The 24172-nt window shown below is 69.7% G+C and carries 23 protein-coding genes; 15 read left to right on the forward strand and 8 right to left on the reverse strand.

Annotated features, from left to right (window positions below; translation table 11 throughout):
• Positions 1–144: 144 nt before the first annotated feature.
• Positions 145–1407: a formamidase gene (fmdA, locus tag D3230_RS02930; protein ID WP_202343489.1), complete on the reverse strand. Its 1263-nt coding sequence runs from the start codon at positions 1405–1407 to the stop codon at positions 145–147.
• An 87-nt stretch (positions 1408–1494) separates the two neighbouring features.
• The gene (locus tag D3230_RS02935) at positions 1495–1782 is read right to left on the reverse strand and encodes a zinc ribbon domain-containing protein (protein WP_202343490.1); all 288 of its coding nucleotides are present in this window, start codon (positions 1780–1782) and stop codon (positions 1495–1497) included.
• A gap of 229 nt (positions 1783–2011) precedes the next feature.
• Between D3230_RS02935 and D3230_RS02940 the strand changes: the two genes are divergently transcribed.
• The 4 genes from D3230_RS02940 to moaA are packed head-to-tail and all read left to right on the forward strand — an operon-like array spanning position 2012 to position 5186.
• The gene (locus D3230_RS02940; protein WP_202343491.1) at positions 2012–2410 is read left to right on the forward strand and encodes a TOBE domain-containing protein; all 399 of its coding nucleotides are present in this window, start codon (positions 2012–2014) and stop codon (positions 2408–2410) included.
• Positions 2407–3234 carry a molybdate ABC transporter substrate-binding protein gene (modA, locus tag D3230_RS02945; protein WP_202343492.1) on the forward strand — a complete coding sequence of 276 codons (828 nt, stop codon included), beginning with the start codon at positions 2407–2409 and terminating at the stop codon, positions 3232–3234. The genes D3230_RS02940 and modA overlap by 4 nt, the downstream gene beginning before the upstream one ends.
• Positions 3231–4043, forward strand: a complete 813-nt coding sequence (locus D3230_RS02950) for an ABC transporter permease (protein ID WP_337249057.1) — start codon at positions 3231–3233, stop codon at positions 4041–4043. The genes modA and D3230_RS02950 overlap by 4 nt, the downstream gene beginning before the upstream one ends.
• Before the next feature lie 45 nt (positions 4044–4088).
• A complete protein-coding gene (moaA, locus tag D3230_RS02955; protein ID WP_272928969.1) occupies positions 4089–5186 on the forward strand; it encodes a GTP 3',8-cyclase MoaA in 1098 nt (365 codons plus the stop codon).
• A gap of 6 nt (positions 5187–5192) precedes the next feature.
• Here moaA and D3230_RS02960 read toward each other — a convergent pair whose 3' ends face one another.
• The gene (locus D3230_RS02960; RefSeq protein ID WP_202343493.1) at positions 5193–5609 is read right to left on the reverse strand and encodes a molybdenum cofactor biosynthesis protein MoaE; all 417 of its coding nucleotides are present in this window, start codon (positions 5607–5609) and stop codon (positions 5193–5195) included.
• A gap of 50 nt (positions 5610–5659) precedes the next feature.
• Positions 5660–6832 (reverse strand): ThiF family adenylyltransferase, encoded by a 1173-nt coding sequence (locus tag D3230_RS02965; RefSeq protein ID WP_202343494.1) that lies wholly within the window; start codon positions 6830–6832, stop codon positions 5660–5662.
• 80 nt (positions 6833–6912) lie between these two features.
• Here D3230_RS02965 and D3230_RS02970 point away from each other — a divergent pair, with 80 nt between their 5' ends.
• From D3230_RS02970 to D3230_RS02985, 4 genes are read left to right on the forward strand one after another with little or no spacing between them, the layout of a single operon-like run.
• Positions 6913–7161, forward strand: a complete 249-nt coding sequence (locus D3230_RS02970; RefSeq protein WP_202343495.1) for a MoaD/ThiS family protein — start codon at positions 6913–6915, stop codon at positions 7159–7161.
• 2 nt (positions 7162–7163) lie between these two features.
• Positions 7164–8429 (forward strand): molybdopterin-binding protein, encoded by a 1266-nt coding sequence (locus D3230_RS02975; protein WP_202343496.1) that lies wholly within the window; start codon positions 7164–7166, stop codon positions 8427–8429.
• A complete protein-coding gene (moaC, locus tag D3230_RS02980) occupies positions 8422–8904 on the forward strand; it encodes a cyclic pyranopterin monophosphate synthase MoaC (protein ID WP_202343497.1) in 483 nt (160 codons plus the stop codon). The genes D3230_RS02975 and moaC overlap by 8 nt, the downstream gene beginning before the upstream one ends.
• A complete protein-coding gene (locus tag D3230_RS02985) occupies positions 8901–9440 on the forward strand; it encodes a molybdopterin-binding protein (protein ID WP_202343498.1) in 540 nt (179 codons plus the stop codon). The genes moaC and D3230_RS02985 overlap by 4 nt, the downstream gene beginning before the upstream one ends.
• A gap of 86 nt (positions 9441–9526) precedes the next feature.
• Here D3230_RS02985 and D3230_RS02990 read toward each other — a convergent pair whose 3' ends face one another.
• A complete protein-coding gene (locus D3230_RS02990; RefSeq protein WP_202343499.1) occupies positions 9527–10999 on the reverse strand; it encodes an NCS2 family permease in 1473 nt (490 codons plus the stop codon).
• Positions 11000–11231: 232 nt separating this feature from the next.
• Between D3230_RS02990 and D3230_RS02995 the strand changes: the two genes are divergently transcribed.
• From D3230_RS02995 to D3230_RS03015, 5 genes are all read left to right on the forward strand, one after another.
• Complete coding sequence (locus tag D3230_RS02995) at positions 11232–11987, forward strand: IclR family transcriptional regulator (protein ID WP_202343500.1); 756 nt, start codon at positions 11232–11234, stop codon at positions 11985–11987.
• A 368-nt stretch (positions 11988–12355) separates the two neighbouring features.
• Positions 12356–13837 (forward strand): FAD binding domain-containing protein, encoded by a 1482-nt coding sequence (locus D3230_RS03000; RefSeq protein ID WP_202343501.1) that lies wholly within the window; start codon positions 12356–12358, stop codon positions 13835–13837.
• A complete protein-coding gene (gene xdhB / locus D3230_RS03005; protein WP_202343502.1) occupies positions 13834–16206 on the forward strand; it encodes a xanthine dehydrogenase molybdopterin binding subunit in 2373 nt (790 codons plus the stop codon). The genes D3230_RS03000 and xdhB overlap by 4 nt, the downstream gene beginning before the upstream one ends.
• Before the next feature lie 3 nt (positions 16207–16209).
• Positions 16210–17130 carry a xanthine dehydrogenase accessory protein XdhC gene (gene xdhC / locus D3230_RS03010; RefSeq protein WP_202343503.1) on the forward strand — a complete coding sequence of 307 codons (921 nt, stop codon included), beginning with the start codon at positions 16210–16212 and terminating at the stop codon, positions 17128–17130.
• Positions 17127–17903, forward strand: coding sequence for an SDR family NAD(P)-dependent oxidoreductase (locus tag D3230_RS03015; protein ID WP_202343504.1), 777 nt, complete (start codon positions 17127–17129; stop codon positions 17901–17903). The genes xdhC and D3230_RS03015 overlap by 4 nt, the downstream gene beginning before the upstream one ends.
• 42 nt (positions 17904–17945) lie before the next feature.
• On the opposite strand, the gene D3230_RS03020 is transcribed toward D3230_RS03015, so the two are convergent.
• On the reverse strand, positions 17946–18479 hold the full coding sequence (locus tag D3230_RS03020; protein ID WP_202343505.1) for a nucleoside deaminase: 534 nt from the start codon (positions 18477–18479) through the stop codon (positions 17946–17948).
• 362 nt (positions 18480–18841) lie between these two features.
• Here D3230_RS03020 and D3230_RS03025 point away from each other — a divergent pair, with 362 nt between their 5' ends.
• Positions 18842–20950: an S-layer homology domain-containing protein gene (locus D3230_RS03025; protein WP_202343506.1), complete on the forward strand. Its 2109-nt coding sequence runs from the start codon at positions 18842–18844 to the stop codon at positions 20948–20950.
• 220 nt (positions 20951–21170) lie between these two features.
• Here the strand turns inward: D3230_RS03025 and D3230_RS03030 are convergent, their stop codons facing one another.
• On the reverse strand, positions 21171–21542 hold the full coding sequence (locus D3230_RS03030) for an FKBP-type peptidyl-prolyl cis-trans isomerase (RefSeq protein ID WP_176387125.1): 372 nt from the start codon (positions 21540–21542) through the stop codon (positions 21171–21173).
• Between the two features lie 122 nt (positions 21543–21664).
• On the opposite strand from D3230_RS03030, the gene D3230_RS03035 reads away from it, so the two are divergent.
• On the forward strand, positions 21665–22531 hold the full coding sequence (locus tag D3230_RS03035; RefSeq protein ID WP_202343507.1) for a fumarylacetoacetate hydrolase family protein: 867 nt from the start codon (positions 21665–21667) through the stop codon (positions 22529–22531).
• Between the two features lie 98 nt (positions 22532–22629).
• On the opposite strand, the gene D3230_RS03040 is transcribed toward D3230_RS03035, so the two are convergent.
• The gene (locus tag D3230_RS03040) at positions 22630–24114 is read right to left on the reverse strand and encodes an aspartate ammonia-lyase (protein WP_202343508.1); all 1485 of its coding nucleotides are present in this window, start codon (positions 24112–24114) and stop codon (positions 22630–22632) included.
• Positions 24115–24172 lie beyond the last annotated feature (58 nt).

Below are 24172 nucleotides of genomic sequence, written 5' to 3' on the forward strand. Positions count from 1 at the left end.
GATCCTCCCGCGCGGGGGCGGATCGAGGCGCGGTCTTTCACCGTGTTTATTCGGGGGCGCGGGGTGAACAGCAGCACCACCGCGGGGCCGCCGGCTCGTGCCGACGGCCCCGCGGTGGTCCTGAAGCGCGGGATCGCGGGAGTGCTACGCGAGCGCGGATGCCGCGCGCGGTGCCCCCATCCCCGGATCGATCTGGACCGGACCGGACGCCGACGGGCGCAGATCGAAGTCGAAGATCGCCGTCGGCAGGTACACGGTGGAGCACGAGTTCGGGATGTCCACGACGCCCGAGAGTCGGCCCTCGATCGGGGCGGCCCCGAGCAGCAGGTAGGCCTGCTCCGGGCTGTAGCCGAACTTGGTCAGGTAGTCGATCGCGTGCAGGCAGGCCCGCTGGTAGGACAGGTGCGAGTCCAGGTACCGCTGCTCGCCATCGAGCGTGACCGAGGTGCCCGAGAATGCCAGCCACTCGCTGTACCGCGGCTCCACGTTGCCCGGCATGAAGATCGCGTTCTCGGAGACGCCGTAGGTCTCCATCCCGCCGCGGATGATGTCGACGCGCAGGTCGATGAACCCGCCCATCTCGATGCCGCCACAGAACGTGATCTCGCCGTCGCCCTGCGAGAAGTGCAGGTCGCCCACCGAGAAGTTCGCGCCGTCCACAAACACCGGGTAGAAGATCCGGGTGCCCTTGCTGAGGTTCTTGATGTCCTGGTTGCCGCCGTTCTCGCGCGGCGGGGCGGTGCGTGCGGCCTCGGATCCGACGCGCCCCCATTCCTCACGCGGGAGGCCGCCGAGAATCGCGTGCTCGGCCTCGGGCGGGAGCGCCAGGGGCGGCACGCGCTGCGGATCGGTGGCGATCAGGGCACCCTCGCGGGCGTTCCACTTTGCGAGCAGCTCGGCCGAGGGCGCGGTGCCCATGAGCCCGGGATGGATCAGCCCCGTGAACGAGACGCCCGGGATGTGCCGCGACGTCGCGGTCTGCCCCGTGAAATCCCAGATCGCCTTGTACGCGTCGGGGAACTGATCGGTGAGGAAGCTGCCGCCGTTCTCCTTCGCGAAGATGCCCGTGTAGCCCCAGCCCTGACCGGCGAGCGGGCCCGAGTCCTCCTGCGGGATCGGACCGACGTCGAGAATATCGACGACGAGCAAATCGCCGGGCTTGGCACCCTCGACCGCAAACGGGCCGCTCAGGGTGTGGACCGACAGCAGCGGCGCGTCCATGATGTCCTGCGCGGAGTCGTCGTTCTTGATCGCGCCATCGAACCATTCGCGGCAGTCCACCCGGAAACTCTGCCCCGCCTTGACCGTGGCGACCGGCGGAATTTCCGGGTGCCAGCGGTTGTGTCCCAACTGCTCTTGCTCGGTGAACTTTTTGGTGGAATCCAGGGTAAACAGATGCTCTGGCATTGCTTTATTCCTCACTCATTCATCGGTCTCGCCGACGGGCTCCCCGTCAGCCGGGTGCAGGCGGCGCAACGCTGCGCCGCCCGGGGTTCAGGGACGCGGCAGTTTCGCGTGGAGAGGGTTCCGCGTCACGGGCTGCGCGGTGCCGGGACCGCGCGAGGGCAGGCTGCTCACCACGGCGGGCTCGTGGGCGCTCGTCGCGGCGCGGTCGATCAGCCCGAAGGCCGCGCTGCCGGCGGCGGAAAGATACGGCGCAGTGATGGTGCGACGGGCGGCCGCCCCGCAGCTGCGGCACTCCAGCTCTGCGGGGACCTCGGCCATGGCGAAGAGCGCGTCGAACTGGCACCCCTCTGCACAGGTGTACCGATAGTTGGGCATGGTTCCGGCCTTTCTCGTCGTCGCAACACTGCGAGAGGAGGGGGTCGTGCCCAGACGGCACGACCCGGATCCGGCGGGAGATCTCTCCGAGCATCCCCACCTGTCTGGGACGCTATCGGCATCACCGCGGCGGCGTCAACGGGTGCGCATTCGGTCCCGAAAACACAAATCCGCAGCCGCGAAACAATTGTTTGCTTTTCGCCGCAGATGCGTGGTTAAACTGCCAGGTATGACAGATTTCAGGATTAGCGAGGCGGCACGCCTCATCGGGGTCAGTGACGACACCGTCCGACGTTGGGCCGCGGACGGCCTGCTCGATGCCCGCGATGACGAGTCCGGACGGAAGGTGGTCACCGGGGCCTCACTGGCGCGGCGCGCCGTGGAGCTCGCCCCGCACCCCGACGAGAGCGGCACCGTGCGCGGCAGCGCGCGCAACCGCTTCACCGGGATTGTGACCGCCGTGGAACGCTCCGGGGTGGTCGCGAAGGTGGATCTCCAGTGCGGCCCGAACCGCGTGGTCTCCCTCATGACGTCCGAGGCGCTCGACGACCTCGGCATCGACGTGGGATCGCGGGCCACCGCCGTCGTCAAGGCCACCACCGTCATCATCGAAACGGGGCGGCGATGAGCCGGCGCGCGCGGCCCACCGCGCTGATCTGGGCGGGCCTCGCCGGCGCCGCGCTCCTGCTCGCCGGCTGCAGCGCTGCGCCCGCGGCGGATTCCAGCCCGAGCGCGGAGGAGACGTCACCCGAACTGAGCGGCACGCTGAACATCGCCGCCGCGGCCTCGCTTCAGCCCGCGTTCGAAGAACTGACCGAGGCGTTCACCGAGCTCCACCCCGGGGTCACGATCGACCAGCTCACCTTTGATGGATCCTCCGGGATCGCGACGCAGATCCTCGCCGGCGCTCCCATCGACGTGTTCGCGTCCGCGGACGAGGCGAACATGGAGAAGGTCGTCGCCGCAGAACTGACCGCCGCACCGCCCATCGCGTTTGCGACGAGCAGTCTGCAGATCGCCGTCGCGCCAGAGAACCCCCTCGGCATCACGAAGCTCACGGATCTCACGGACCCGGCCCTCGGCGCGGATGGACCACCCGTGGTGGTCACCTGCGCGCCGGAGGTGCCCTGCGGTGCCGCGTCGTGGCAGCTGCTGGATCGTGACGGCGTGAAACTCGTCCCGGCAAGCGAAGAGCAGAACGTGACCGCGGTCCTGACCAAGGTGGCCGCGGGCGAGGCCGACGCCGGCCTGATCTATCGCTCGGACGTGCTGCGCTCGGACGGCGCCGTCGAGGGCGTCGACATCAGTCGCGCCGAAGACGCGGCCGGAACCTACGTGATCGCCCCGATCGCCGACACCGCGGCGCTCGATGCGGCGTCAGCGTTCACGGAGTTCATGCGGTCTGAGCGGGCGCAGAAACTCTTCGCGCAGCTCGGGTTCGGCCCGGCGTGAGCAGTCGCGCGGGGAGCATTCCCGCCGGGTTGTTCGTCCCGGCGGCGGTGGGTGGTGGGCTCCTGCTGCTCCCGCTCCTCGCGCTGCTCTCCCGCATCGAGTGGGCGGCGATCCCGGCCCTGCTCGTGGCCCCGGCGACCGCCAACGCCCTCGGTATCTCCCTCATCACGGCGCTCACGTCGACGCTGCTGTGCCTGATCCTGGGCGTTCCGTTGGCGGCCGTCATCGCCCGCGCCCGGGGCTGGGCCGCGACGCTGCTCCGCGCCCTCGTCACCCTGCCGCTCGTGCTGCCGCCGCTCGTCGGGGGCCTCGCGCTGCTGTCCTTGCTCGGGCGCGGCGGTCTCCTGGGCGACGCGCTCGCGGAGCTGGGCATCCGGATCCCGTTCACGACGGTCGCGGTGATCGTGGCGCAGACCTTCGTCGCGCTCCCGTTTCTGGTGATCTCGGTCGAGGGTTCGCTCCGGAGTCTCGATCCCGTGTACGGGGAGGCCGCCGCCACGCTCGGCGCGTCCCCCACGAGCGTGCTGTTCCGCATCACGCTTCCCCTGATCGCCCCCGGCCTGCTGGCCGGGACCATCCTGAGCTTCACCCGCGCGCTCGGCGAGTTCGGTGCCACCGCCCTGTTCGCGGGCAACGCGGAGGGCACGACCCGCACGGTGCCTATGGCGATCTACACGGCGTTCAACGGCGCGGGGGTGAGCCAGGACACCGCGCTCGCGCTCTCTCTGATCCTGATCACCGTCGCGGTGACCGCGCTCGCCGTACTGCGCGGCAGGACGGGAGGCGAGCGGACCGCCGCGTCGGCATGAGCTGATGCCCGGGTGCTAGGGTGAGCACCACAAGGAGGTGTCGGCATGACCGCTCGCAGTCGCGTCGTGACGACGCTCCCCATGCGCGCTCGCGCGCGGGCCGCGCAGTTGCCGTCGACGGGGGTGCGTGACACCCGCGATCGCGCGCTGCGCGACCTCCGGATCTCCGTCACCGACCGCTGCAATTTCCGGTGCGTCTACTGCATGCCCAAGGAGATTTTCGGCCGCGACTACGCGTTCATGGAGCGTTCCGAGCTCCTCAGCTTCGAGGAGATCGAACGGCTCGCCGCGGCCGCGGTGTCCCTCGGCGTCGACACGCTGCGGATCACGGGCGGCGAGCCGCTGTTGCGACGCGGGATCGAAGATCTGATCGCGCGGCTCGCCGCCCTGCGCACCCCGGACGGGCGCCGGCCCAACCTCGCGTTGACCACCAACGGCTCGGCCCTCCGGGTCAAGGCTGCCGCGCTCAAGACGGCCGGACTCGACCGCGTCACCGTCTCGATCGATTCCCTCGACGACGCCCGATTCCAGGCCATCAACGACGTCAACTTCCCGGTGTCCCGGGTGCTCGACGGGATCGCGGCCGCGGCGGACGCCGGGCTCGGACCGATCAAGGTGAACGCGGTGATCACCCGCGGCATCAATGACGACGAGATCGTGCCGCTCGCGCGGTATTTCCGGGACCGGGGCACCACGCTTCGCTTCATCGAGTACATGGACGTCGGTTCGTCGAACGGATGGGTGCTCGACGAGGTCGTTCCCTCGGCCGAGATCGTCGCGATGATCAACGCGGTCTTCCCGCTCGAGCCCGTCGCCGCGAGCCGGCCGGGCGAGACCGCGAAGCGGTGGCGCTACCGCGACGGGAGCGGGGAAATCGGGGTCATTTCAAGCGTGACCAGCGCGTTTTGCGGGGACTGTTCCCGCGCCCGCGTGTCCGCCGACGGCAAGCTCTACACGTGCCTCTTCGCGCGCGAAGGCTTCGACCTGCGCGCGCTCATCCGCTCCGGGGTCGACGACGCCGAGCTCCGGGCGACGCTCGCGCGGCTGTGGTCGGTGCGCGACGACCGCTACTCCGAGCTCCGGGCCAGTCTTCCGAACGTGCCGCAGCCGGAGCGCATCGAGATGTCCTACATCGGCGGATAGCGCCGGCTAGAGCCCCACCCATTCGCTCGCGCCGTCGCCGAAGTGCTGCCGCTTCCAGATCGGCACTTCCCGCTTGATCCGCTCCACGAGCCGCTCGATCGCGGCGAACGCCTCGGCCCGGTGCGGGGCCGCGGCCGCAGCAACGAGCGCCGCGTCCCCGATGGTGAGCGCCCCGACACGGTGCACGGCCGCGAGGGTCAGGCCGCTGGCCTGTTGCTCCTCCACGACACAGGCGCGGATGAACTGCTCGGCGTCCGGATGCGCGCGGTAGTCAAGCGCGCGCACCCCGCGCCCCCCGTCGTGATCCCGCACGATGCCGTGGAACATGACGAGCGCCCCGCAATCCGGGGCGTCGACTGCGGCGCGGATCTCCGCGTCGTCAATCGCTTCGGTGACGATTCGGGCGAGCGGGGTGGTCGACATGGGGCTCCTCAAGCACAACAACGATGGGACGTACGGGGGGGATCGCGACCCTAGGCGTCGCGATCAACGAGATCGGGGGCGCGCCGCGCAAGGGCGTCGATCCCGCCGCGCAGGAACACGACCTCGGTGTTCCCCTGCGCGCGCAGCGCAGCGACGGCACGGATCGAGCGCGGGTCGCGCTCGCAGTAGAGCAGGGCGGGGCCGGTCACCGTGACCGCGCCTGCCTCGATCTCCTCGACAGGGAGGAGCTCGGAGCCGCGCACCCGGCGCTCGGCGTGTTCCGCGGGCGAGCGCACGTCGATCCACCGCGGCGCCGATCCGGCACGCACCGCGGCGAGTGCGGCATCGATCTCGACGCCCTGCGGTTCGGCGGCCTGCGGCGCGGTGGACGATCCGGTGACGCCGCACAGCAGGGCGTAATCGACAAGCTCCGTGACGGGAGCGGCCGTCGGATCGGGGTTGATCCGCAGCTCTCGGGTCCGCGCGGCCAGTGCGTCGTAGAGCAACACCCGGCCGATCAGCGGTTCGCCGATGCCGGTGATGAGCTTGATCGCCTCGGTCGCCAGCAGCGACCCGACGGTGCCGCAGAGCCCGGGGAGCACCCCGCCCGTGGCGCAGTCCAGAACGGTGTCCGGATCGGGGGGCACCGGGAAGAGATCGCGGTAGCCGGCGCCGTGCGCGTGCCAGGCCACGCCGACCTGCCCCGAATACTGCAGGATCGCGCCCCACACCAGGGGAATCCCGACGAGCTGGGCCGCGTCGTTCGCGAGGTACCGGGTCGGGAAATTGTCGCTGCCGTCGATCACGAGATCGTAGTTCGCGAAGACGTCGAGCGCGTTCTCGGACGTGAGCCGGAAGGCCAGGCGGTCCACGGTGACGTGCGGGGTCTGCGCGGCGACGGACTCCGCGATCGAATCCACCTTCCGCCGGCCGATGTCGGCGGTGCCGTGCACCACCTGTCGGTGCAGATTCGAGCGCTCCACCACGTCGTCGTCGACGATCCCGATGCGACCGACGCCGGCACCGGCGAGATACGGCACGAGCGCGGAGCCGAGACCGCCGGCACCGATCACGAGCACCCGCGCGGCCCACAGCCGCGCTTGGGCGGTCTCCCCAAAGCCGGGGAGGGTGATCTGGCGGCGCGCACGGGCCGCGACATCTCCCGGGAGCCCCACCGCCGGGGCCACGAGCGGCGCGGGCCGCTCGCTCAACGTTGAGTCCATGTGCCCATTGTAGGAGCAGCCACAGACACCGCGGCCCGAGCGCTCGCCCGCAAACCCCGCGCACGGTCTAGCATGGCGGTATGGACCGCATCACTGTCAGGTACTTCGCCGCTGCCGCCGAAGCCGCTGGACGCGAGGAGGAGCCTTGGGAGCTCCCCGCACCGGCCACGCTCGAGGCGTTGCGCAGCGATCTTGCCCACCGCTACGGGGCCGACATGCAGCGGGTGCTTCGCAGCGGCTCGTTCCTCGTGGACGGCACCGTACGCCGCGACGGCGGGGCGATCAGCGGCACCACCGTCGACGTCCTCCCCGCATTCGCCGGGGGGTGAGCGTGCGCACGCACCTGGACCACACCGAGCGCGTCCGTGCCGTGCTGGATCCGGCGTTCGCCGCGCTCGCGGACGAGACCGAGCTGATCGCCGTCCACGATCCGGCACTCGCGGGCCGCGTCGCCGCGCACGCGGTGGTCAGCCCCATCCCGCTGCCCCCCTTCGATAACTCGCAAATGGACGGCTACGCGGTGCGCGTCGCGGATTTCGGGGAGTTCGGGCCCGGCGCACGCGGCGTCACCGAACTGCGCATCGGCCGCACGACCGCGGCGGGCGATGCCGCGGCGAGCCACGAGGCGGGCACGGCAGCGCCCATCATGACGGGTGCCCCGATTCCCGCCGGTGCCGACGCCGTGATCCCGATCGAGCAGGCCGATCCCGCGCGGTTCACGGAGCTGCGTCGTGCCGATGACCCCGCCCCGCGAGGCACCGTGCGCTTTCGCGCGGCCCCGGCTCCCGGTGCGTTCGTGCGCCCGCGCGGATCCGACCTCGCTGCCGGCGCGCCACTGATCGCCGCGGGCACCCGGCTCACCCCCGCACGCATCGGCCTGCTCGCGAACGCCGGTGTCACCGAGCTCGCAGTGCACCGGCGGCCCCGGGTGCTGCTGCTGTCCACGGGCGATGAGGTCGCGGCGCCGGGGACCCCGCTCGGCCCCGGACACGTGGGCGACGCGAACACCCCCATGCTGACCGCGCTCATGACCGGGCTCGGGGCCGAGGTCTCCGCGCATCGCGCCCCCGATCTCCCGGACGCGGTCGAGCGGGTGCTCGCCGCGCACGGCCCCGCGGCGGATCTGATCGTCACCTCGGGCGGGATCAGCGCCGGCGCCTTCGAGGTGGTCCGCGAGGTCCTCACCGACCACGGGGTGGAGTTCGGCGGCATCGCGTTGCAACCCGGGGGACCGCAGGGACTCGGGTACTGGGATCCCGACGGCGCGCGCGTTCCCGTGCTCTGCTTCCCGGGGAATCCCGTCAGCTCGGCGCTGTCCGCGGAGCTGTTCCTCGCCCCGGCGCTCCGGGCCGCGGCGGGGCGTCCCGAGCGGCTCCCCGTGGACACCCGCGAGCTCGCGCACGCCGTCGACTCCCCCGCGCAGAAACATCAGGTGCGACGGGGCCGCTTCGACGCCGCGGGCCGGGTGCACCTCACGGGACCCAGCTCCCACCTGCTCGCCGACCTCGCGGCCGCCGAGCTTCTCGCCCATATCCCGCTCGGCGTCGACCATCTGCCGGCCGGTTCCCCCATTGAAATCTGGAGACTCGATGTCTGACGAGACCCCCCGCCTCACGCACATTCGCGCCGACGGCAGCGCCCACATGGTGGACGTCACCGAGAAGGCCGTCACGAAGCGCACCGCCCGCGCCGAGGCGTTCCTTGACACGCGCCCCGAGGTGATCGCGCAGCTCGTGGCCGGTGAGCTCCCGAAGGGTGAGGCGCTCGGCACCGCCCGGATCGCCGGCATCATGGCCGCCAAGCGCACCTGGGAGCTGATCCCCCTGTGCCACCCGCTCCCCCTCACGAAACTCGCGATCGACTTCGAGCCCGCGGCCGATCGGATCCGGATCATTGCCACCGTCACCACCCGCGGGGTCACCGGGGTGGAGATGGAGGCGCTGACGGCGGCGAGCGTCGCCGCGCTCACGCTCTACGACATGATCAAGGCGGCGGACAAGCACGCCGTGATCACGGGGACACGGGTGCTCGCGAAGTCGGGCGGGAAGAGCGGCGACTGGGAGATCGAGTGACGCACGACGTCGCCGCGGGCACCGCGGGCACCGCAGGCACCGCGGGCACCGCGCGGGTGATCGTCGTCTCCACGAGCGCCGCCGCCGGAGACGCGCCCGATCGGACCGGCCCCGGTATCGTGCAGTGGCTCCGCGATGCGGGGTTCACCGTCGACCCGCCGCGGATCGTCGCAGACGGCGATCCGGCGGCCGAGGCGGTGCGGGAAGCTCTCGCAGACGGCCCCAGCGTGATTCTCACGACCGGCGGCACCGGTGTCGCCCCCTCGGACCGCACGCCCGAGGCCGTCGCACCACTCCTTGAGGTCCAGCTTCCCGGGGTGATCGAGGAACTCCGCCGCCGCGGTGCCGACACCCTGCCGCACGCGATCCTCACCCGCGGCGTCGCGGGGTTCGCCGGGGACACATTCGTGATGACCCTGCCCGGATCCCCCGGCGGGGTCCGCGACGGGCTCGCGATCCTCGCACCGGTGCTCCCCCATCTCCTGGCGCAGCGCACGGGCAGCCAGGATCCGGCACCCCACCCGCCGCGAGACTGAGCTCAGGAACGTAGACGAACGCGGCCCGTCCGCGCGCCGGCCGAAGCCGGAAGCGCACGGACGGGCCGCGTTCGGTGTGTGGAGCGTTACACTCCGAGCATGGCCTCGATCGGGCCGCGCGCGAAGAAGATCACGAAGCCGGCCGACACGATCCAGAGCAGCCAGTGCACCTGCTTCGCCTTGCCGGTGAAGGCGTGGACGAGCACCCAGGACACGAAGCCCGCGCCGATGCCGTTGGCGATCGAGTAGCTCAGCGGCATGACCGCAGCCGTCAGGAACACGGGCAGCAGCACGCGGAAGTCCGTCAGGTCGATGTGCGCGATCTGCGACATCATCATGGCGCCCACGATCACGAGAGCCGCGGCCGCAACCTCGGTGGGGACGATCTCGGTGAGCGGCGTGAAGAACATCGCGAGCAGGAAGACCAGGCCGGTGACCACGTTCGCAAGGCCGGTGCGCGCACCCTCACCGATGCCGGCACCCGACTCGACGAAGACCGTGGTGGACGAGGAGGACGTGCCACCGCCGACGATCGCGCCGACGCCTTCAACGACCAGCGCCGACTTGATGCGGGGGAAGTTACCCTTCTCATCGGCAAGACCCGCCTCACGCGAGAGACCCGTCATGGTGCCCATCGCGTCAAAGAAGTTCGTGAAGAGCAGCGTGAAGACGAGCATGACGACGGTCACGAGGCCGACCTTGCCGAAATCGAAGCTCACTGCGCCGACGAGGCTGAGATCCGGCACCGCGAACGGCTTGTCGCTCAGCACGGGCTCGGTCAGGCTCCAGCCCCCGGGGTTGACGGCACCATCGGCACCGAACTTCGGGCCGATCTTCCAGATCGCCTCGACGATCACCGCGATGATGGTGCCGGTGACGAGGCCGATGAGGATACCGCCCTTCACCTTCTTCGCGACGAGGATTCCGGTGAGCACCAGCGTGACGACAAAGATAACGGTGGGGACGGTCGTGATGAAGCCGACGCCCGACGGGCCGAGGCCCACGGGCGGCGAGGACTGGCCGGTCGCATCGACGAAGCCGGAGTTCACGAAGCCGATGAATGCGATGAAGAAGCCGATGCCGACGGTGATCGCGAGCTTCAGCTGCACGGGGACCGCGTCGAAGATCATGCGGCGCAGGCCCGTGGCCGCGAGCAGCACGATCAGGAGTCCGTTGATGACCACGATCGCCATGGCTTCCGGCCAGGTGACTTCCTGGACGACGGAGAACGCGATGAACGCGTTGATGCCCAGTCCGGCCGCAAACGCGAACGGGAGGCGCGAAACGATGCCGAAGAGGATCGTCATGACGCCGGCGGCGAGCGCGGTGACCGCGCTGACCTGGCCGAAGTCGAGGATGTTCCCCGCGACGTCTTCCTTCCCCGACAGAATGATCGGGTTGAGGATCACGATGTAGGCCATCGTCACGAAGGTGACGAGGCCTCCTCGGATCTCGGTACCGATCGTGGATCCGCGCTCCGAGATCTGGAAGAAGCGGTCGAGACCGCCCTTCACCCCCGGCGTGCGTTGGTAATTCGTCTCCTGCTGGCCCTCTGCCATGGGGTGCTCCATTCCCTCAAACTGGGCGTTTCCTGAACGGATCTACGTTATACCACTCTCCGAGTTACCGCATGGGGCCGATCGGGGCCCGATGCGACTCCGGCGCCCTCCGGAACCGGGTGCGCCGGCCGGGTGCGTGCGCGCAGGTGCGCCGAATCCCCGGATGAGATAGCCTGTTCCGCAGATTCTTTCCGCGATGCGGAACACTTCTGGCACGCGATAAGGACTCTTCATGGCCGCAGCTCCCTCCGACGCCGTCAAGTCGGTTGCCCGGGTTTTCAATCTGCTCGAACTCATCGCGGACGCGGGCGGCGATGTCGCGCTCAGCGAGCTCGCGGCGACGACGGACCTGCCGCTCCCCACGATCCACCGGCTGCTCCGGACCCTGGTATCGCTCGGCTACGCTCGCCAGCTCGCAAACCGGCGATACGCGCTCGGCCCGCGCCTCGTCCGGCTCGGCGAGGTCGCGAACCGCAAGTTTGGGCAGATCGCGATGCCCCAGCTGAAGGACCTCGTGGCCCGCCTGGGCGAGACCGCCAATCTCGCGACCATCGATGGCGATCGGGTGATCTACGTGTCCCAGGCACCCTCGCCCCACGCGATGCGCATGTTCACGGAGGTCGGCCGCCGGGCCTACCTGCACTCGACCAGCGTCGGCAAGGCGATCCTGGCGCAGCTCGGAGATGACGCGGTGCGCGAGATCATCGGCCGCACCGGGACCCCGCGCCTCACCGATTTCACGATCCGTTCGTCTCAGGCGCTCCTCGCCGACCTGGAGCTGACCCGAACGCGCGGCTACGCGATCGACGACAGCGAGCAGGAGATCGGCGTCCGCTGCTTCGCGATGGCGGTGCCCGACATGCCGACGCCCACCGCGGTCTCGATCTCGGGGCCCACGACCCGCGTCGACGAGGCGTTTATCGAGCGTGCGATCCCGGTACTCACGGAGGCCGTCGCGGAGATCTCCGCCGCCGCGAACGCGGCCTAGTCCCCCGCTTCGTGCTCCCGTACCCTTGACCGGGAAGGGGATTCGACCTATCCTTTCCATAGTTCAAGAAATTATTTCCGAATTATGGAATTTGAACGCCGCTGCTCAATGATGAGAGGTGACCATGTCGATCCACCCCACTCCCGCCTCGGATGATATCCAGCCGAAATACCTCCCGGCTGGCAACGATCCCGATTTCCATTTCCCCGTTCGCGCGCGCCGCCGCGCCGGATTCTGGCACACGCTCCGCGCGTTGTTCCTCCGGAGGCAGTAGCCCGCGCCACGGCCAGCCCCACCCGCACGCACCCACCGAGTGACGGCGCGGGGCAGCGCTGCCCCGTCCTCACGCAGACTGAGGAGATTCCCTCGTGAATGACAACGTTGTCACCGTCAACGGAACACGCCGTCCGCTGACCGGAACCTCACCCCACACCACCGCGCTCGATTGGCTCCGGAGCGCCGAGCTCACGGGCAGCAAAGAAGGATGCGCGGAGGGCGAGTGCGGCGCCTGTGCCATCCTCGTCGCGACGCCGAACGGCGACGGCGGGACCGAGCTGACCCCCGTCAACGCCTGCCTCGTACCGGTCTACGCGCTCGACGGACAGGAAATCACCACCGCCGAGGGGCTCGGCACCCCCGGGCGCCTCCATCCGGTCCAGGAAGAACTCGCAGCGGCGGGCGGTTCCCAGTGCGGCTACTGCACCCCGGGCTTTGCCTGCAGCATGGCGGGCGAGTACTACCGGCCCACCCGGACCCCCTCCGCCCCGAAGCCGGACGCGACGGAGCGCGTCACCGGCTGCGCCGCGCGGGACGCGGAGCACGGCCCCAACGGCTTCGATCTGCACGCGCTCAGCGGCAATCTGTGCCGGTGCACCGGCTACCGGCCGATCCGCGACGCCGCCTACGCACTCGGCGCGCCAGATGCGGCGGACCCGCTCCAGCAGCGCCTCGGCGCTCCCGCGCCCGCGGCCGCTCCGACGGACGTATCGCTCGACGGCGCGCGCTTCGTGCGCCCGCAGTCCCTCGCCGACGCGCTCGCGCTGATCCGCGACGAGCCGGACGCCCTGCTCGTCGCCGGCTCCACGGATTGGGGCGTCGAGGTCAACATTCGCGGCCGCCGCGCACCCCTCGTCGTGGCAATCGAACAGCTCGACGAGCTGCGCACGCTGACCGTGACCGACGAGGTCATAGAGATCGGCGCGGCGCTCCCGCTCACGACCGTCGAACGCCGCCTCGCGGGGCGGGTCCCGCTGCTCGCCCAGCTCTTCCCACAGTTCGCCTCCCGGCTCATCCGCAACCGCGGCACGTTCGGGGGAAACCTCGGAACCGGCTCGCCCATCGGCGATACCCCGCCAGCGCTCCTCGCGCTCGATGCCCGCATCGTGCTGGCGGCAGCGGACGGCGAGCGTGAGATTCCGCTGGCCGAGTACTTCACGGGATACCGGCAGACGGTCCGCCGCTCCGACGAACTCATCCGGTCGATCCGGATCCCGCTGCCGCTCGCCCGGGTGACCGCGTTCCACAAGATCGCGAAACGCCGCTTCGACGACATCTCGAGCGTCGCACTCGCCTTCGCGTTCGACGTTGACGGCGGGATCGTGACCCACGCTCGGATCGGTCTCGGCGGCGTCGCCGCGACGCCGCTCCGGGCGACGGACGCCGAGCGGGCGCTGCTCGGCGCCCCGTGGACCCCGGCCACCGTCACCGACGCCGCACAGATCCTCGCCGAATCAGGGACGCCGATGTCTGATCATCGAGCCAGCGCGGCGTACCGCGCCCGCATGATGGGTTCTGCGCTGCTGAAGTTCTACCACACGACCACAGCCGCATCCGAGGAGGTCTCAGCATGAGCACGCTCGCTGATCGCCCGGCGCTTCCCGTCGTCGGGATCCGGGTCCCGCACGAGAGCGCGCAGCTCCACGTCACGGGCACCGCGATGTACACCGATGACGTCGCGGCGCACACGCCCGGCGTGCTCACGGCGTGGCCGGTGCAATCGACACACGCGCACGCACACGTCCGCATCGACGTGTCGGGTGCCTACGACGTTCCGGGCGTCGTGCGCGTGCTCACCGCGGACGATGTCCCGGGCGTGAACGATGCCGGCGTCCACGAGGACGAGCCGCTCTTCCCGAGCGTCGCGCAATTCTTCGGCCACGCCCTCGTGTGGGTGCTCGGCGATTCAGAGGAAGCCGCGAGGCTGGGGGCCGAACGCGTCACCGTCGAGTACACGCCGCTGCCCTCGCTGATCACGGTGCGGGAAGCGCTCGAGGCCGGATCGTTTCAGGGGAACGAACGCACCGTCTCACGCGGGGATGCCGCCTCCGCGGTGCGCGACTCACCTCACGTGTTCGAGGGCGTCACCGAGTTTGGCGGCCAGGAGCATTTCTACCTTGAAACGCATGCGGCGCTCGCACTGCGGGATTCCGAGGGCCAGTATTTTGTGCAGAGTTCCTCGCAGCACCCCTCCGAAACGCAGGAGATCGTGGCCCACGTGCTCGGCATCACGGCAAGCGAGGTCACCGTGCAGTCCCTCCGCATGGGCGGCGGCTTCGGCGGCAAGGAGATGCAACCGCACGGCTTCGCCGCGATCGCCGCGCTGGGGGCCTCACTGACCGGCCGGGCCGTGCGGCTCAGGCTGAACCGCACCCAAGACCTCACCATGACCGGCAAACGCCACCCGTTCCACATCACCTGGAAGGCCGGTTTCGATGACGCCGGACACATCCTCGGCCTGGAGGCGGCCCTGACCTGCGATGGCGGGTGGAGCCTCGACCTGTCGGAGCCGGTACTTGCGCGGGCGCTCTGCCACGTCGATAACGCCTACTGGATCCCGAATCTGCTCGCGCACGGGCGCGTCGCTCGCACCAACAAGGCCTCAAACACCGCGTTCCGGGGGTTCGGCGGACCGCAGGGCGCGTTCCTCATCGAGGACATCCTGGGGCGCGTCGCCCCCCGCCTGGGCATCGACCCGCTCGAGCTGCGTGCACGAAACTTCTACCAACCGGGGCAGACGGCACCGTACGGCCAGGTCGTCAAGGATGCGGAGCGGCTGGACGACATTTGGACGCAGCTCCGCGCGGAGTCGGACCTCGATGCGCGGCGCGCGGAGATCGCAGCATTCAATGCCCGCAGCCCGCACGTCAAGCGGGCCCTCGCGATGACGCCGGTGAAGTTCGGGATCTCCTTCAATTTCGCCGCGTTCAACCAGGGCGGCGCGCTCGTGCACGTGTACAAAGACGGCTCGGTGCTCGTGAACCACGGCGGCACCGAAATGGGGCAGGGGCTCCACACCAAAATGCTCCAGGTGGCCGCAACCGCACTCGGACTCGGACTGCACCAGGTGCGCCTGGCCCCGACCCGCACGGACAAGGTACCGAACACCTCCGCGACCGCGGCATCCTCCGGTGCCGACCTCAACGGAGGCGCCGTCAAGAACGCCTGCGAACAGATCCGCGATCGTTTGGCCCGGGTGGCCAGCCGCATGCTGGACGTCGACGCCGAGGACGTCCGGTTCGGCGGCGGGTACGTGACCGCGCTCGGCAAGCCCACCCAGCGCTTCAGCTTCGCCGAGGTGGTCGGTTCCGCGTATCTCCAGCGCGTGCAACTCTTCGCCGCGGGCTACTACCGCACCGAAGGGATCCACTGGGATGCCCGGGTGATGCAGGGCTCACCCTTCAAGTACTACGCCTACGGCTGCTCCGCGACCGAGGTGGAGGTGGACGGGTTCACCGGGGCCACCCGCGTGCGCCGGGTCGACATCGTCCACGATGTGGGCGATTCCCTCTCCCCCATGCTCGACATCGGACAGATCGAGGGCGGATACGTGCAGGGCGTCGGCTGGTTGACCCTCGAGGAGCTGCGCTGGGACACGAGCGACGGCCCGACCCGCGGCCGCTTGGAGACGCAGTCCGCGTCGACCTACAAGCTGCCGAGCTTCTCCGAGATGCCGGAGGATTTCACCGTGCGCCTCTACGAGAACGCCCGGGAGACGGGGGCCGTGTACGGTTCCAAGGCGGTCGGGGAACCGCCGTTTCTGCTCGCGTTCAGTGCCCGCGAGGCGATCCGGGAGGCCGTTGCGGCCTTCGGTCCGGCCGGGCGCGCGGTGGAGTTGCCGTCGCCCGCGACCCCGGAGGCCGTGTACTGGGCGGTGCGCGCGGCGCAGCAGGGCCACGCAGACGGTGCCGATCCCCGGCTCGCCGCCGCCGGAGCGGAGTAACCGATGGATTGGATCGATGCGCTCCAGGAATTCCGGTCCCGACGCGAACCCGCCGTGATCGTGACGCTCGCCAGCGTGCGCGGGCACGCACCCCGAAACGGCGGGGCCAAGATGGTCGTCGGGGCCACGCGACTCGTCGGCACCGTCGGGGGCGGAAATCTCGAGGCGACCGCCATCGAGCGTGCACGCGCGATGCTCGAGTCCGGCACCGCCGAGCCCGATCTGCTGACCCTACGACTCACCGACAAGGCCACCGCGGAGTACGGGGTGCAGTGCTGCGGTGGAGAGGTGACCATCATGCTCGAACCGGCCCCGGTGGTGCCCGCGGTCGCGATATTCGGGGTCGGCCATGTAGGCCTCGAGCTCGCGCGCGTCCTCGCCCGCCACGACCTCGAACTCACCCTGATCGATTCCCGCGCAGAGATGCTCGATCCCGCGCGCCTCGGTGTGCCCGGAGCGGCGGGCATCCTGAGCGACGCGGTCGCTCGCGTGCGGGTGATCCACGCCCCGTTTCCCGAGGCCGCCCTCGCGGATCTCCCGCCGGGGACGCATGCGCTCGTGATGACGCACGATCACCATGAGGACCTCGCCGTGATCGACCAGACCCTGCGCACCCCGCACCTCGGGTCGATCGGGCTGATCGGCTCCCATTCGAAGTGGGCCCGGTTTCACCGCAAGCTCGCCAGCCTCGGGCACTCGGATGCCGATCTGCTGCGCGTGACGACCCCCATCGGCATCCCCGAGGTGCGCGGCAAGCAGCCCGCGGTGATCGCGGTGAGCGTCGCGGCGAGGCTGCTGCAGCTCATCGAGGCTGCGGCCCCCGTTGCGGTGGCGTCTCCCGAGCCGTCCGGACCCGGTGGCACTGCGGTGCCGGGGCGGGCACCGGGGCGGGCACCGGAGCCGGCACCGGAGCGCGCCCGGTGACCGCGGTCGCGCCGCGGACGGCGCTTGTCACCGGGGCCGGCAGCGGGATCGGCCGCGCCATCGCTCGTGCGTTGCTCGGCGACGGTTTCGCGGTCACGCTGGCGGGACGGCGAATCGATCAGTTGCGCGACACGAGCACGGATGTCCCGGGACACCCGGGCGCGCCGCATCCGCGGGCCCTCCTCTGCGCGGCCGACGTGACGGATCCCGCACAGGTCGAGCGCCTCTTCGCCGCGCACGTCGCGGAGTTCGGCCGCCTGGACGTGCTGGTGAACAACGCCGGCGTGTTTGGCCCCACCGCGGACGTCGGCGATCTCACGCTCGCCGAGTGGGAAGCGACGCTCGCCGTGAATGTCACCGGTGCCGTGCTCTGCGCCGGTGCGGCCTTTCGGCAGATGCGCGCGCAGGACCCCCAGGGCGGCCGGATCATCAACAACGGCTCCATCTCAGCGCAGACGCCGCGCCCCCGCTCGGTGGCCTACACGACGACGAAGCACGCGATCGCGGGACTCACGAAGTCCATCGAGCTCGACGGACGCGCGCACGGGATCACCGCCACCCAGCTCGATATCGGGAACGCACAGACGGGACTCCTTGACGCCCTCGTGGGGCCGGGGGCGTTGCAGGCGGACGGGTCACACCGACCCGAGCCCGCGTTCGATGTCGCCCACGTCGCCACAACGGTGCAGCACCTCGCCCGCCTGCCGCTCAGCGTGAGCGTGCCGCAGCTGACGCTCACCGCTGCCGGCATGCCGTTCATCGGCCGCGGCTAACCTCGCGGGGTCGTCGTGCTGCGGTCGTCGTGCTCGGGGCCGTCAGTACTCCGTCCGGGCGGAGTTCTGGTGCCACTCCGTGAACGGTTCGATGCGCTGGGCCGGCGGCAGCGATTCCTGCGCCACGGGCATCACCGCTCGGTCCTCGGGCCCGCCCTCGAAGTAGCGGTAGAACACCGCGTCGTCGAAGCCCGCGTCGGCCGCATCGTGCCGATCCGCCGCGAAGTACACCCGCTCGATGCGCGCCCAGAGTGAGGTCGCGAGGCACATCGGGCAGGGTTCGCAGCTGGTGTAGAGCACGGCACCCGTCAGGTCGAAGGTGCCCAGCCCCTGGCAGGCGTTCCGGATGGCGGTGACCTCGGCGTGGGCGGAGGGGTCGAGGTTCGCGGTAACGCGGTTGAGGCCCTCGAACACACGGCCGTCCGCTGCAACGACGATCGCACCGAAGGGCCCGCCCGCGTTGCGCACGTTCTCGGTCGCGATGCGGACAGCCCGCGCGAGGTACTCGGCCGGCGTGGGTGCGGGGGTCGAGGTCGCGTCCGGGAGGCCTGACGGAGTGGAACCGAGGTGATCCATAGTTGAGAGCTTCCTTGCGTTCAGCGCGGCATCCGTGAGCGGTCGTCGGTCGTGTGTGGGTCCGCGGTGATCTGCGAACGGCCGATCAGCCACCGCGGGCCGGAGCGCCCGCGCGGGGTGCCCAGAGACTAGCAGCGAACACTTCGCCCGTCCACACCATTCGGAATCTGACTTCCGCACCATGGGAGTATTCCGCTCGGATCCGCGGGCGAGGGGGCCCGGCGCCGAGCGGATCGCAGGCTCGGGTCACGCAACGACCCCAATTCACCACAGATAGAACATAGGCAGCATTTTGCTTTGGCACAGCTTGACCTATACTTCGCTCGATGTATCCGCCACCCTCCGCTGAGAAGGAACCTCGTATGCACCCCACTCCATCGCGCCGCTCCCGGCTCTCCCGTTCGCTCGCGTCATGCGCTGCGATCGCAATCCTGGCCTCAGGAATCGGCCTCACCACCGGTGCCGCGGCGCACGCCGAACTGCCCCGGTCCGGCCCCGCCGCGCACCAGATCGAGGGGCCCGTCGCGGACCCCGCAGATGCAGCCGACGCCGTTTCCGAGCCCACTTCGGAAGAGCAGGAAACCCCGGAAACGCCGGAACCGGGCGAAACGGTGCCGCCGACGCCCGGAGCGGGTGACGACACCTCGGTCGTGCCAGCCGCGCCCGAGGCCCCCGGCGAGCCCGACCCGAGTGCGGTGACGCCCCCGGCCGAGGAGTCCGTGGAGACTCCCGCTCCGGCACCCGAGCCGTCAGCCGAAACACCGCCGACTTCCTCCGCACCCTCGATCCGCACCCAGGAGCCTTCCGGCCCCGTCACGCATTCCGCCGGGAGCATCCCGGAGGTAGAGCCCAATGGATCGACCGCCCGCGCACAAGACCTCCCGTTGGGCACCCAGGTCAACGCGAAGTTCGGCCCTTCCGCGGACTGTGACAACTTCTCCGACTGCGATGTCTTCCGCATCAACGCTCCGAGCGCCGGCCGCCTCACGCTGGACCTGCGCTTCGCCAGCACCCTCGGAACCAATGCAGCCCTGCTCGTGACGATCACCAACGCCGCCGGCACGGTAACCCACAAGGCAGAACTCTCCTCCGCAGACTATTCGGGGGCCAAGCTCCGAAATACCTTCCTCTCCGTGAGTGCAGGCGTGAGCTACATCACCGTGAAGGCACGAGTCGAATCGTTCGGGGCTACTCCGGTCTGGCGCAATCAGCCCTACACTCTGGTCGCGCAGGTCGCGCCAGCACTCGTGGAACTCGAGCCCAACTCAAGCACCTCACGCGCAACCCCGCTCCCCCTCGGCCGCACCCTCACCGGGGCCACGCTGACCCCGGATTGCAGCAACAACTTTTCCGACTGCGACTTCTACCGCGTCACCGTCCCGAGCCGCACCAGCATGACCGTCGATTTTCGTGCGTCCTGCAAGATCGGCACCGCGCGGCCCTACGAAGTCGCCGTTCTCGACAATGCCGGGTCAACGGTTCGGAGCATCAAGCTCGGTGGGCCGGACTGCGCGGGTGCGCCGTTCGCCGTCACGCTCCCCGCGGGCAATGCGTACATCATGGTGGCTGCCCACGCAGACGCGCGGGGGAAGGCGATCAGTGGCGTCCCCTACACGCTCACGGCAAGCATGAAGGTCACCGCGTCAACCCCCACGATCTCGGGCGGCACATCGGTCGGGTCCACGCTCACGGCGAAGCCCGGGAAGTGGGGGCCGGGGACCATGAAGTTCGCGTACCAGTGGAAGCGCGACGGCACAGCAATCGCCCAGGCCACCGGGACCACGTACCGGCTCACGAAGTCCGATGTGGGCCGCAACATCACCGTCACGGTCACCGGGTCCCGGGAGGGCGTGGGCTCCGCGAGCCGCACGTCCGCGAAAAAGTTCATCCCGACCACGTTCATCGACGTGGGCCGCGGCCACAAGTTTTACACCGAGATCCAGTGGATGTACGACACGAAGCGCACCACCGGTATCCGGACCGCGAAGGGCCTCGCGTACCAGCCCAAGTCCGGGGTGACCCGCGAGGCGATGGCCGCGTTCCTGTTCCGTCAGGAGGCGAAGAAGGGGTACACCCCACCGAAGAAGTCCCCGTTCCGGGATGTTCCGACGAGCCATAAGTTCTACACGGAGATCGCCTGGATGTATGAGCAGGGCATCTCGACCGGCAGCAAGACGAGCGCGGGCCGAGAGTACCGCCCGAAGAGCGGAGTGAGCCGCGAGGCGATGGCGGCGTTCCTGTTCCGGCTCCGCGCACCCGAGTCGACCCCCGCACCGAAGGCCGCCCCGTTCGCGGACGTCGGCACGGGTCACAAGTTTGCGCGCGAAATCGCGTGGATGAAGAGCAGCAAGCTTTCCACCGGCTCGCAGATCGGCGGCCGGATCGTGTACCAGCCGGGCACCACCGTCTCGCGTGAGGCGATGGCGGCGTTCCTGTACCGCATGGACCGCTCCGTGCCGCCGAAGCGGTAGAGCAGCACTCCACGGTGAGGCTCACGGGCAGGTGGCGCAGTATCCGTGTGCGAGTCACGGGATTCGGGGCCACCGTGACCGTGCGGAATGACCGCAACCTCGTGATCTACGCGGGTGGGCGCGCCGTGTGGGACCGGGTCACCAAGGGCTAGGCCCCGCCACAGACGAGTGCCCCCGCCCGGAATCCCGGGCGGGGGCACGCGTCTGTGGCGCAGCTGGCTTAGCTGACGCCGAGCAGGTCGATGACGAAGATCAGGGTCTTGCCGGAGAGCGGGTGCCCACCCGAGGTGCCGTAGGCCTGCGCCGGGGGCACGATGAGCTTGCGGCGGCCGCCGACCTTCATGCCGGGGATGCCAACCTGCCACCCCTGGATGAGGGCGCGCAGCGGGAAGTTGATCGACTCGCCGCGGCTCCAGGACGAGTCGAACTCCTCGCCGGAGTCGTATTCGACGCCCAGGTAGTGCACGTCAACGGTGGAGCTCGCCAGAGCTTCCTCGCCGCTGCCCTCCACCACGTCGACGATCTGCAGCTCCGCCGGGGCGGGCCCGTCGGGGAATTCGATCTCGGGCTTCGTCATCGGTGTTTCAGTCATGCCCCCCATTCTCCACGATTCGCGGCACCGCACACCTCCGAGTTCGCTCAGAGGAAAGCTTCGGCGCGTCCCGACCGCCCGTATGCCCCACGCGCACCCCCGGGTTCGGATACCCTGGAGGGGTGAGATTCGCACACTTGTCCTCTGCCCCCACGTCTGCCCCAGAGCTCGTCGTTGTACAGGACGAGCGGTATCTCGAAGTTCGCACGCTCGGCGCGGAATACGCGACCCTGCAGCAGCTCATCGAGGCTGGCCCCGAGGCCACCGAACGGCTGCGCACCGCGGCTGCGGCCGCCCCGGCTGATGCCTGGCAGGAGCTCGCCGATGTCACCTACGCCCCCGCGGTCATCATGCCGCCGATCGTGCTGGCCGTCGGCCTGAACTACGATGAGCACGCCAGCGAGCTGAGCCTCGACAACGATTCGGGCCCCGTCCTCTTCTCGCTGTTCCCGAACTCGCTCGGCGCGCACCACGGCGAGGTGCCGATCCCCGTGCACATCAGCGAAGAGGTGGACTACGAGGGCGAGCTCGGCGTGATCATCGGCCGCCCGGCGAAGAACGTCACCCCGGAGGACGCCCTCGACTACGTCTACGGCTACACCACGATCAACGACATCACCGCGCGGAACGTGCAGTTCCAGGAGCCGCAGTGGTCGCGCTGCAAGTCGTTCGATGGCTTCACCCCGATCGGCCCCGTGGTGGTCACGGCCGATGAGATTCCCGATCCGCAGGCGCTCGCGATCACCACGGACGTGGATGGCCTGCGCGTGCAGGATTCGACGACCGGTTTCATGGTGCGCACCGTGGCCGAGCTGATCTCCTCGATTTCCCAGTCGCTGACGCTTCTCCCCGGCACGGTCATCTCGACAGGCTCCCCCGGCGGCGCGGGCCGCTCGCGCAAGCCGCCGCTGTACCTGGTGCCCGGCACCGAGGTGACGGTGACCATCGAGAACGTGGGCACGCTGACCTCGCACTGCGTGCAGGCGTAGTCGGGCGTGCGGGGGGGGCGCGTCCACGCGCCCCCGCACGCGGCACAACGACGAAGGGCCCGGCGAGAATATTCTCGCCGGGCCCTTCGTCGTGTGCGCTATTCGACGTCGGAGTCGGATCCCGCCTCGAGCTTCTGCGGCGCGCCCGGGACGATGTCGATCGTGCCCGTCTCGGGAGCGAGGCCCGCGAGCTTCTGCGGCTGCAGGATGTCGTCCAGCTGCGCCTGGTCCAGGAGACCCCGGGACACGACCAGCTCGGAGACCTTCGCGTTGGTGGCCAGCGCCTCCTTGGCGAGCTTCGACGCCTCGGCGTAGCCGATGACCGGCGCGAGGGCCGTGATGACGGTCACCGAGCGGGCGACCATGTCCTCGAGGCGGTCCTCGTTCGCGGTGATCCCGTCGACGCAGTTCACGCGCAGCGTCTGGCAGGCGCGCTCAAGCCACGTGATCGACTGGAACAGCGAGTGGGCGATGATCGGCTCGAACGCGTTCAGCTGCAGCTGGCCCGCTTCGACGGCCATGGACACCGTGACGTCCGATCCGGCGACCGCGTACGCGACCTGCGAGACGGCCTCGGGGATCACGGGGTTGACCTTGCCCGGCATGATCGAGGAGCCGGCCTGGCGCGCGGGGAGATTGATCTCGCCGAGACCCGCCTGCGGACCCGAGGACAGAAGACGCAGGTCGTTCGAGATCTTCGAGAGCTTCAGCGCGCTGCGCTTCAGCGCCCCCGAGAACGTCACGAACACGCCCGTGTCGCTCGTGGACTCGACGAGGTCGCCCGCGGTCTCGAGGTTCAGCTCGGTGATGTCGCGCAGGTGGCGGATCACCGCTTCCTTGTAGCCCTTGGGCGCGTTGATGCCGGTGCCGATCGCGGTGGCACCCATGTTGACCTCGCCGAGCAGCGAGACGGCCTCCTGGAGGCGCTCGATGTCTTCGCGCAGCGTCACGGCGAAGGCGTTGAATTCCTGGCCGAGGGTCATCGGCACGGCGTCCTGCAGCTGCGTGCGACCGACCTTGATGATGTGCGAGAACTCGCGGCCCTTGGCGGCGAACGACTCCGAGAGCAGGCGCAGCTCTTCGAGCAGGCTGCCCAGCGAGAACGCGAGCGCGATCTTGATCGCGGTCGGGTAGGTGTCGTTCGTCGACTGGCTGTGGTTCGTGTGATCGTTCGGGTTGATGAACCCGTAGTCGCCCTTGGGGTGGCCCGCCAGCTCCAGCGCGCGGTTCGTGATGACCTCGTTCGCGTTCATGTTGCTCGAGGTGCCCGCACCCCCCTGCACGACGCCGACCACGAACTGGTCGTGCAGCATGCCGGTCTTGATCTCTTCGCAGGCCCGGTCGATCAGCGTGGCGCGCTGCTCGTCGAGCGCACCGATCTCGAGGTTGGCGCGCGCGGCGGCCTGCTTGACGCAGGCGAACGCGCGAATAAAGTCGGGGTACACCGAGATGGGTCGGCGCGCGATCGGGAAGTTCTCGTGCGCACGGGCGGTGTGCACGCCCCAGTATGCGGATGCGGGAACCTCGACGCTGCCGAGCGAATCCGTTTCAGTGCGAGTCTGGGCGGACAGGAAGTCACTCACCGGTTATCTTGCTCCAGTTTTGGAAGGGGTGCGGACCAGCCGCTGGGACGCACCCAGC

It is taken from the genome of Leucobacter chromiireducens subsp. solipictus, assembly GCF_016758195.1.
Lineage (GTDB): Bacteria > Actinomycetota > Actinomycetes > Actinomycetales > Microbacteriaceae > Leucobacter > Leucobacter solipictus.

Excerpts from the sequence above, each read along its gene's own strand:
- modA (WP_202343492.1), top strand. The coding sequence starts at position 2,407 with ATGAGCCGGCGCGCGCGGCCCACCGCGCTGATCTGGGCGGGCCTCGCC.
- moaC (WP_202343497.1), top strand. The coding sequence starts at position 8,422 with ATGTCTGACGAGACCCCCCGCCTCACGCACATTCGCGCCGACGGCAGC.
- xdhC (WP_202343503.1), top strand. The coding sequence starts at position 16,210 with ATGGATTGGATCGATGCGCTCCAGGAATTCCGGTCCCGACGCGAACCC.
- D3230_RS02990 (WP_202343499.1), bottom strand. The coding sequence starts at position 10,999 with ATGGCAGAGGGCCAGCAGGAGACGAATTACCAACGCACGCCGGGGGTG.
- D3230_RS02940 (WP_202343491.1), top strand. The coding sequence starts at position 2,012 with ATGACAGATTTCAGGATTAGCGAGGCGGCACGCCTCATCGGGGTCAGT.
- D3230_RS02935 (WP_202343490.1), bottom strand. The coding sequence starts at position 1,782 with ATGCCCAACTATCGGTACACCTGTGCAGAGGGGTGCCAGTTCGACGCG.
- moaA (WP_272928969.1), top strand. The coding sequence starts at position 4,089 with ATGACCGCTCGCAGTCGCGTCGTGACGACGCTCCCCATGCGCGCTCGC.
- D3230_RS02970 (WP_202343495.1), top strand. The coding sequence starts at position 6,913 with ATGGACCGCATCACTGTCAGGTACTTCGCCGCTGCCGCCGAAGCCGCT.
- D3230_RS03025 (WP_202343506.1), top strand. The coding sequence starts at position 18,842 with ATGCACCCCACTCCATCGCGCCGCTCCCGGCTCTCCCGTTCGCTCGCG.
- xdhB (WP_202343502.1), top strand. The coding sequence starts at position 13,834 with ATGAGCACGCTCGCTGATCGCCCGGCGCTTCCCGTCGTCGGGATCCGG.
- D3230_RS02995 (WP_202343500.1), top strand. The coding sequence starts at position 11,232 with ATGGCCGCAGCTCCCTCCGACGCCGTCAAGTCGGTTGCCCGGGTTTTC.
- D3230_RS03030 (WP_176387125.1), bottom strand. The coding sequence starts at position 21,542 with ATGACTGAAACACCGATGACGAAGCCCGAGATCGAATTCCCCGACGGG.
- D3230_RS02965 (WP_202343494.1), bottom strand. The coding sequence starts at position 6,832 with ATGGACTCAACGTTGAGCGAGCGGCCCGCGCCGCTCGTGGCCCCGGCG.
- D3230_RS03020 (WP_202343505.1), bottom strand. The coding sequence starts at position 18,479 with ATGGATCACCTCGGTTCCACTCCGTCAGGCCTCCCGGACGCGACCTCG.
- D3230_RS02960 (WP_202343493.1), bottom strand. The coding sequence starts at position 5,609 with ATGTCGACCACCCCGCTCGCCCGAATCGTCACCGAAGCGATTGACGAC.
- fmdA (WP_202343489.1), bottom strand. The coding sequence starts at position 1,407 with ATGCCAGAGCATCTGTTTACCCTGGATTCCACCAAAAAGTTCACCGAG.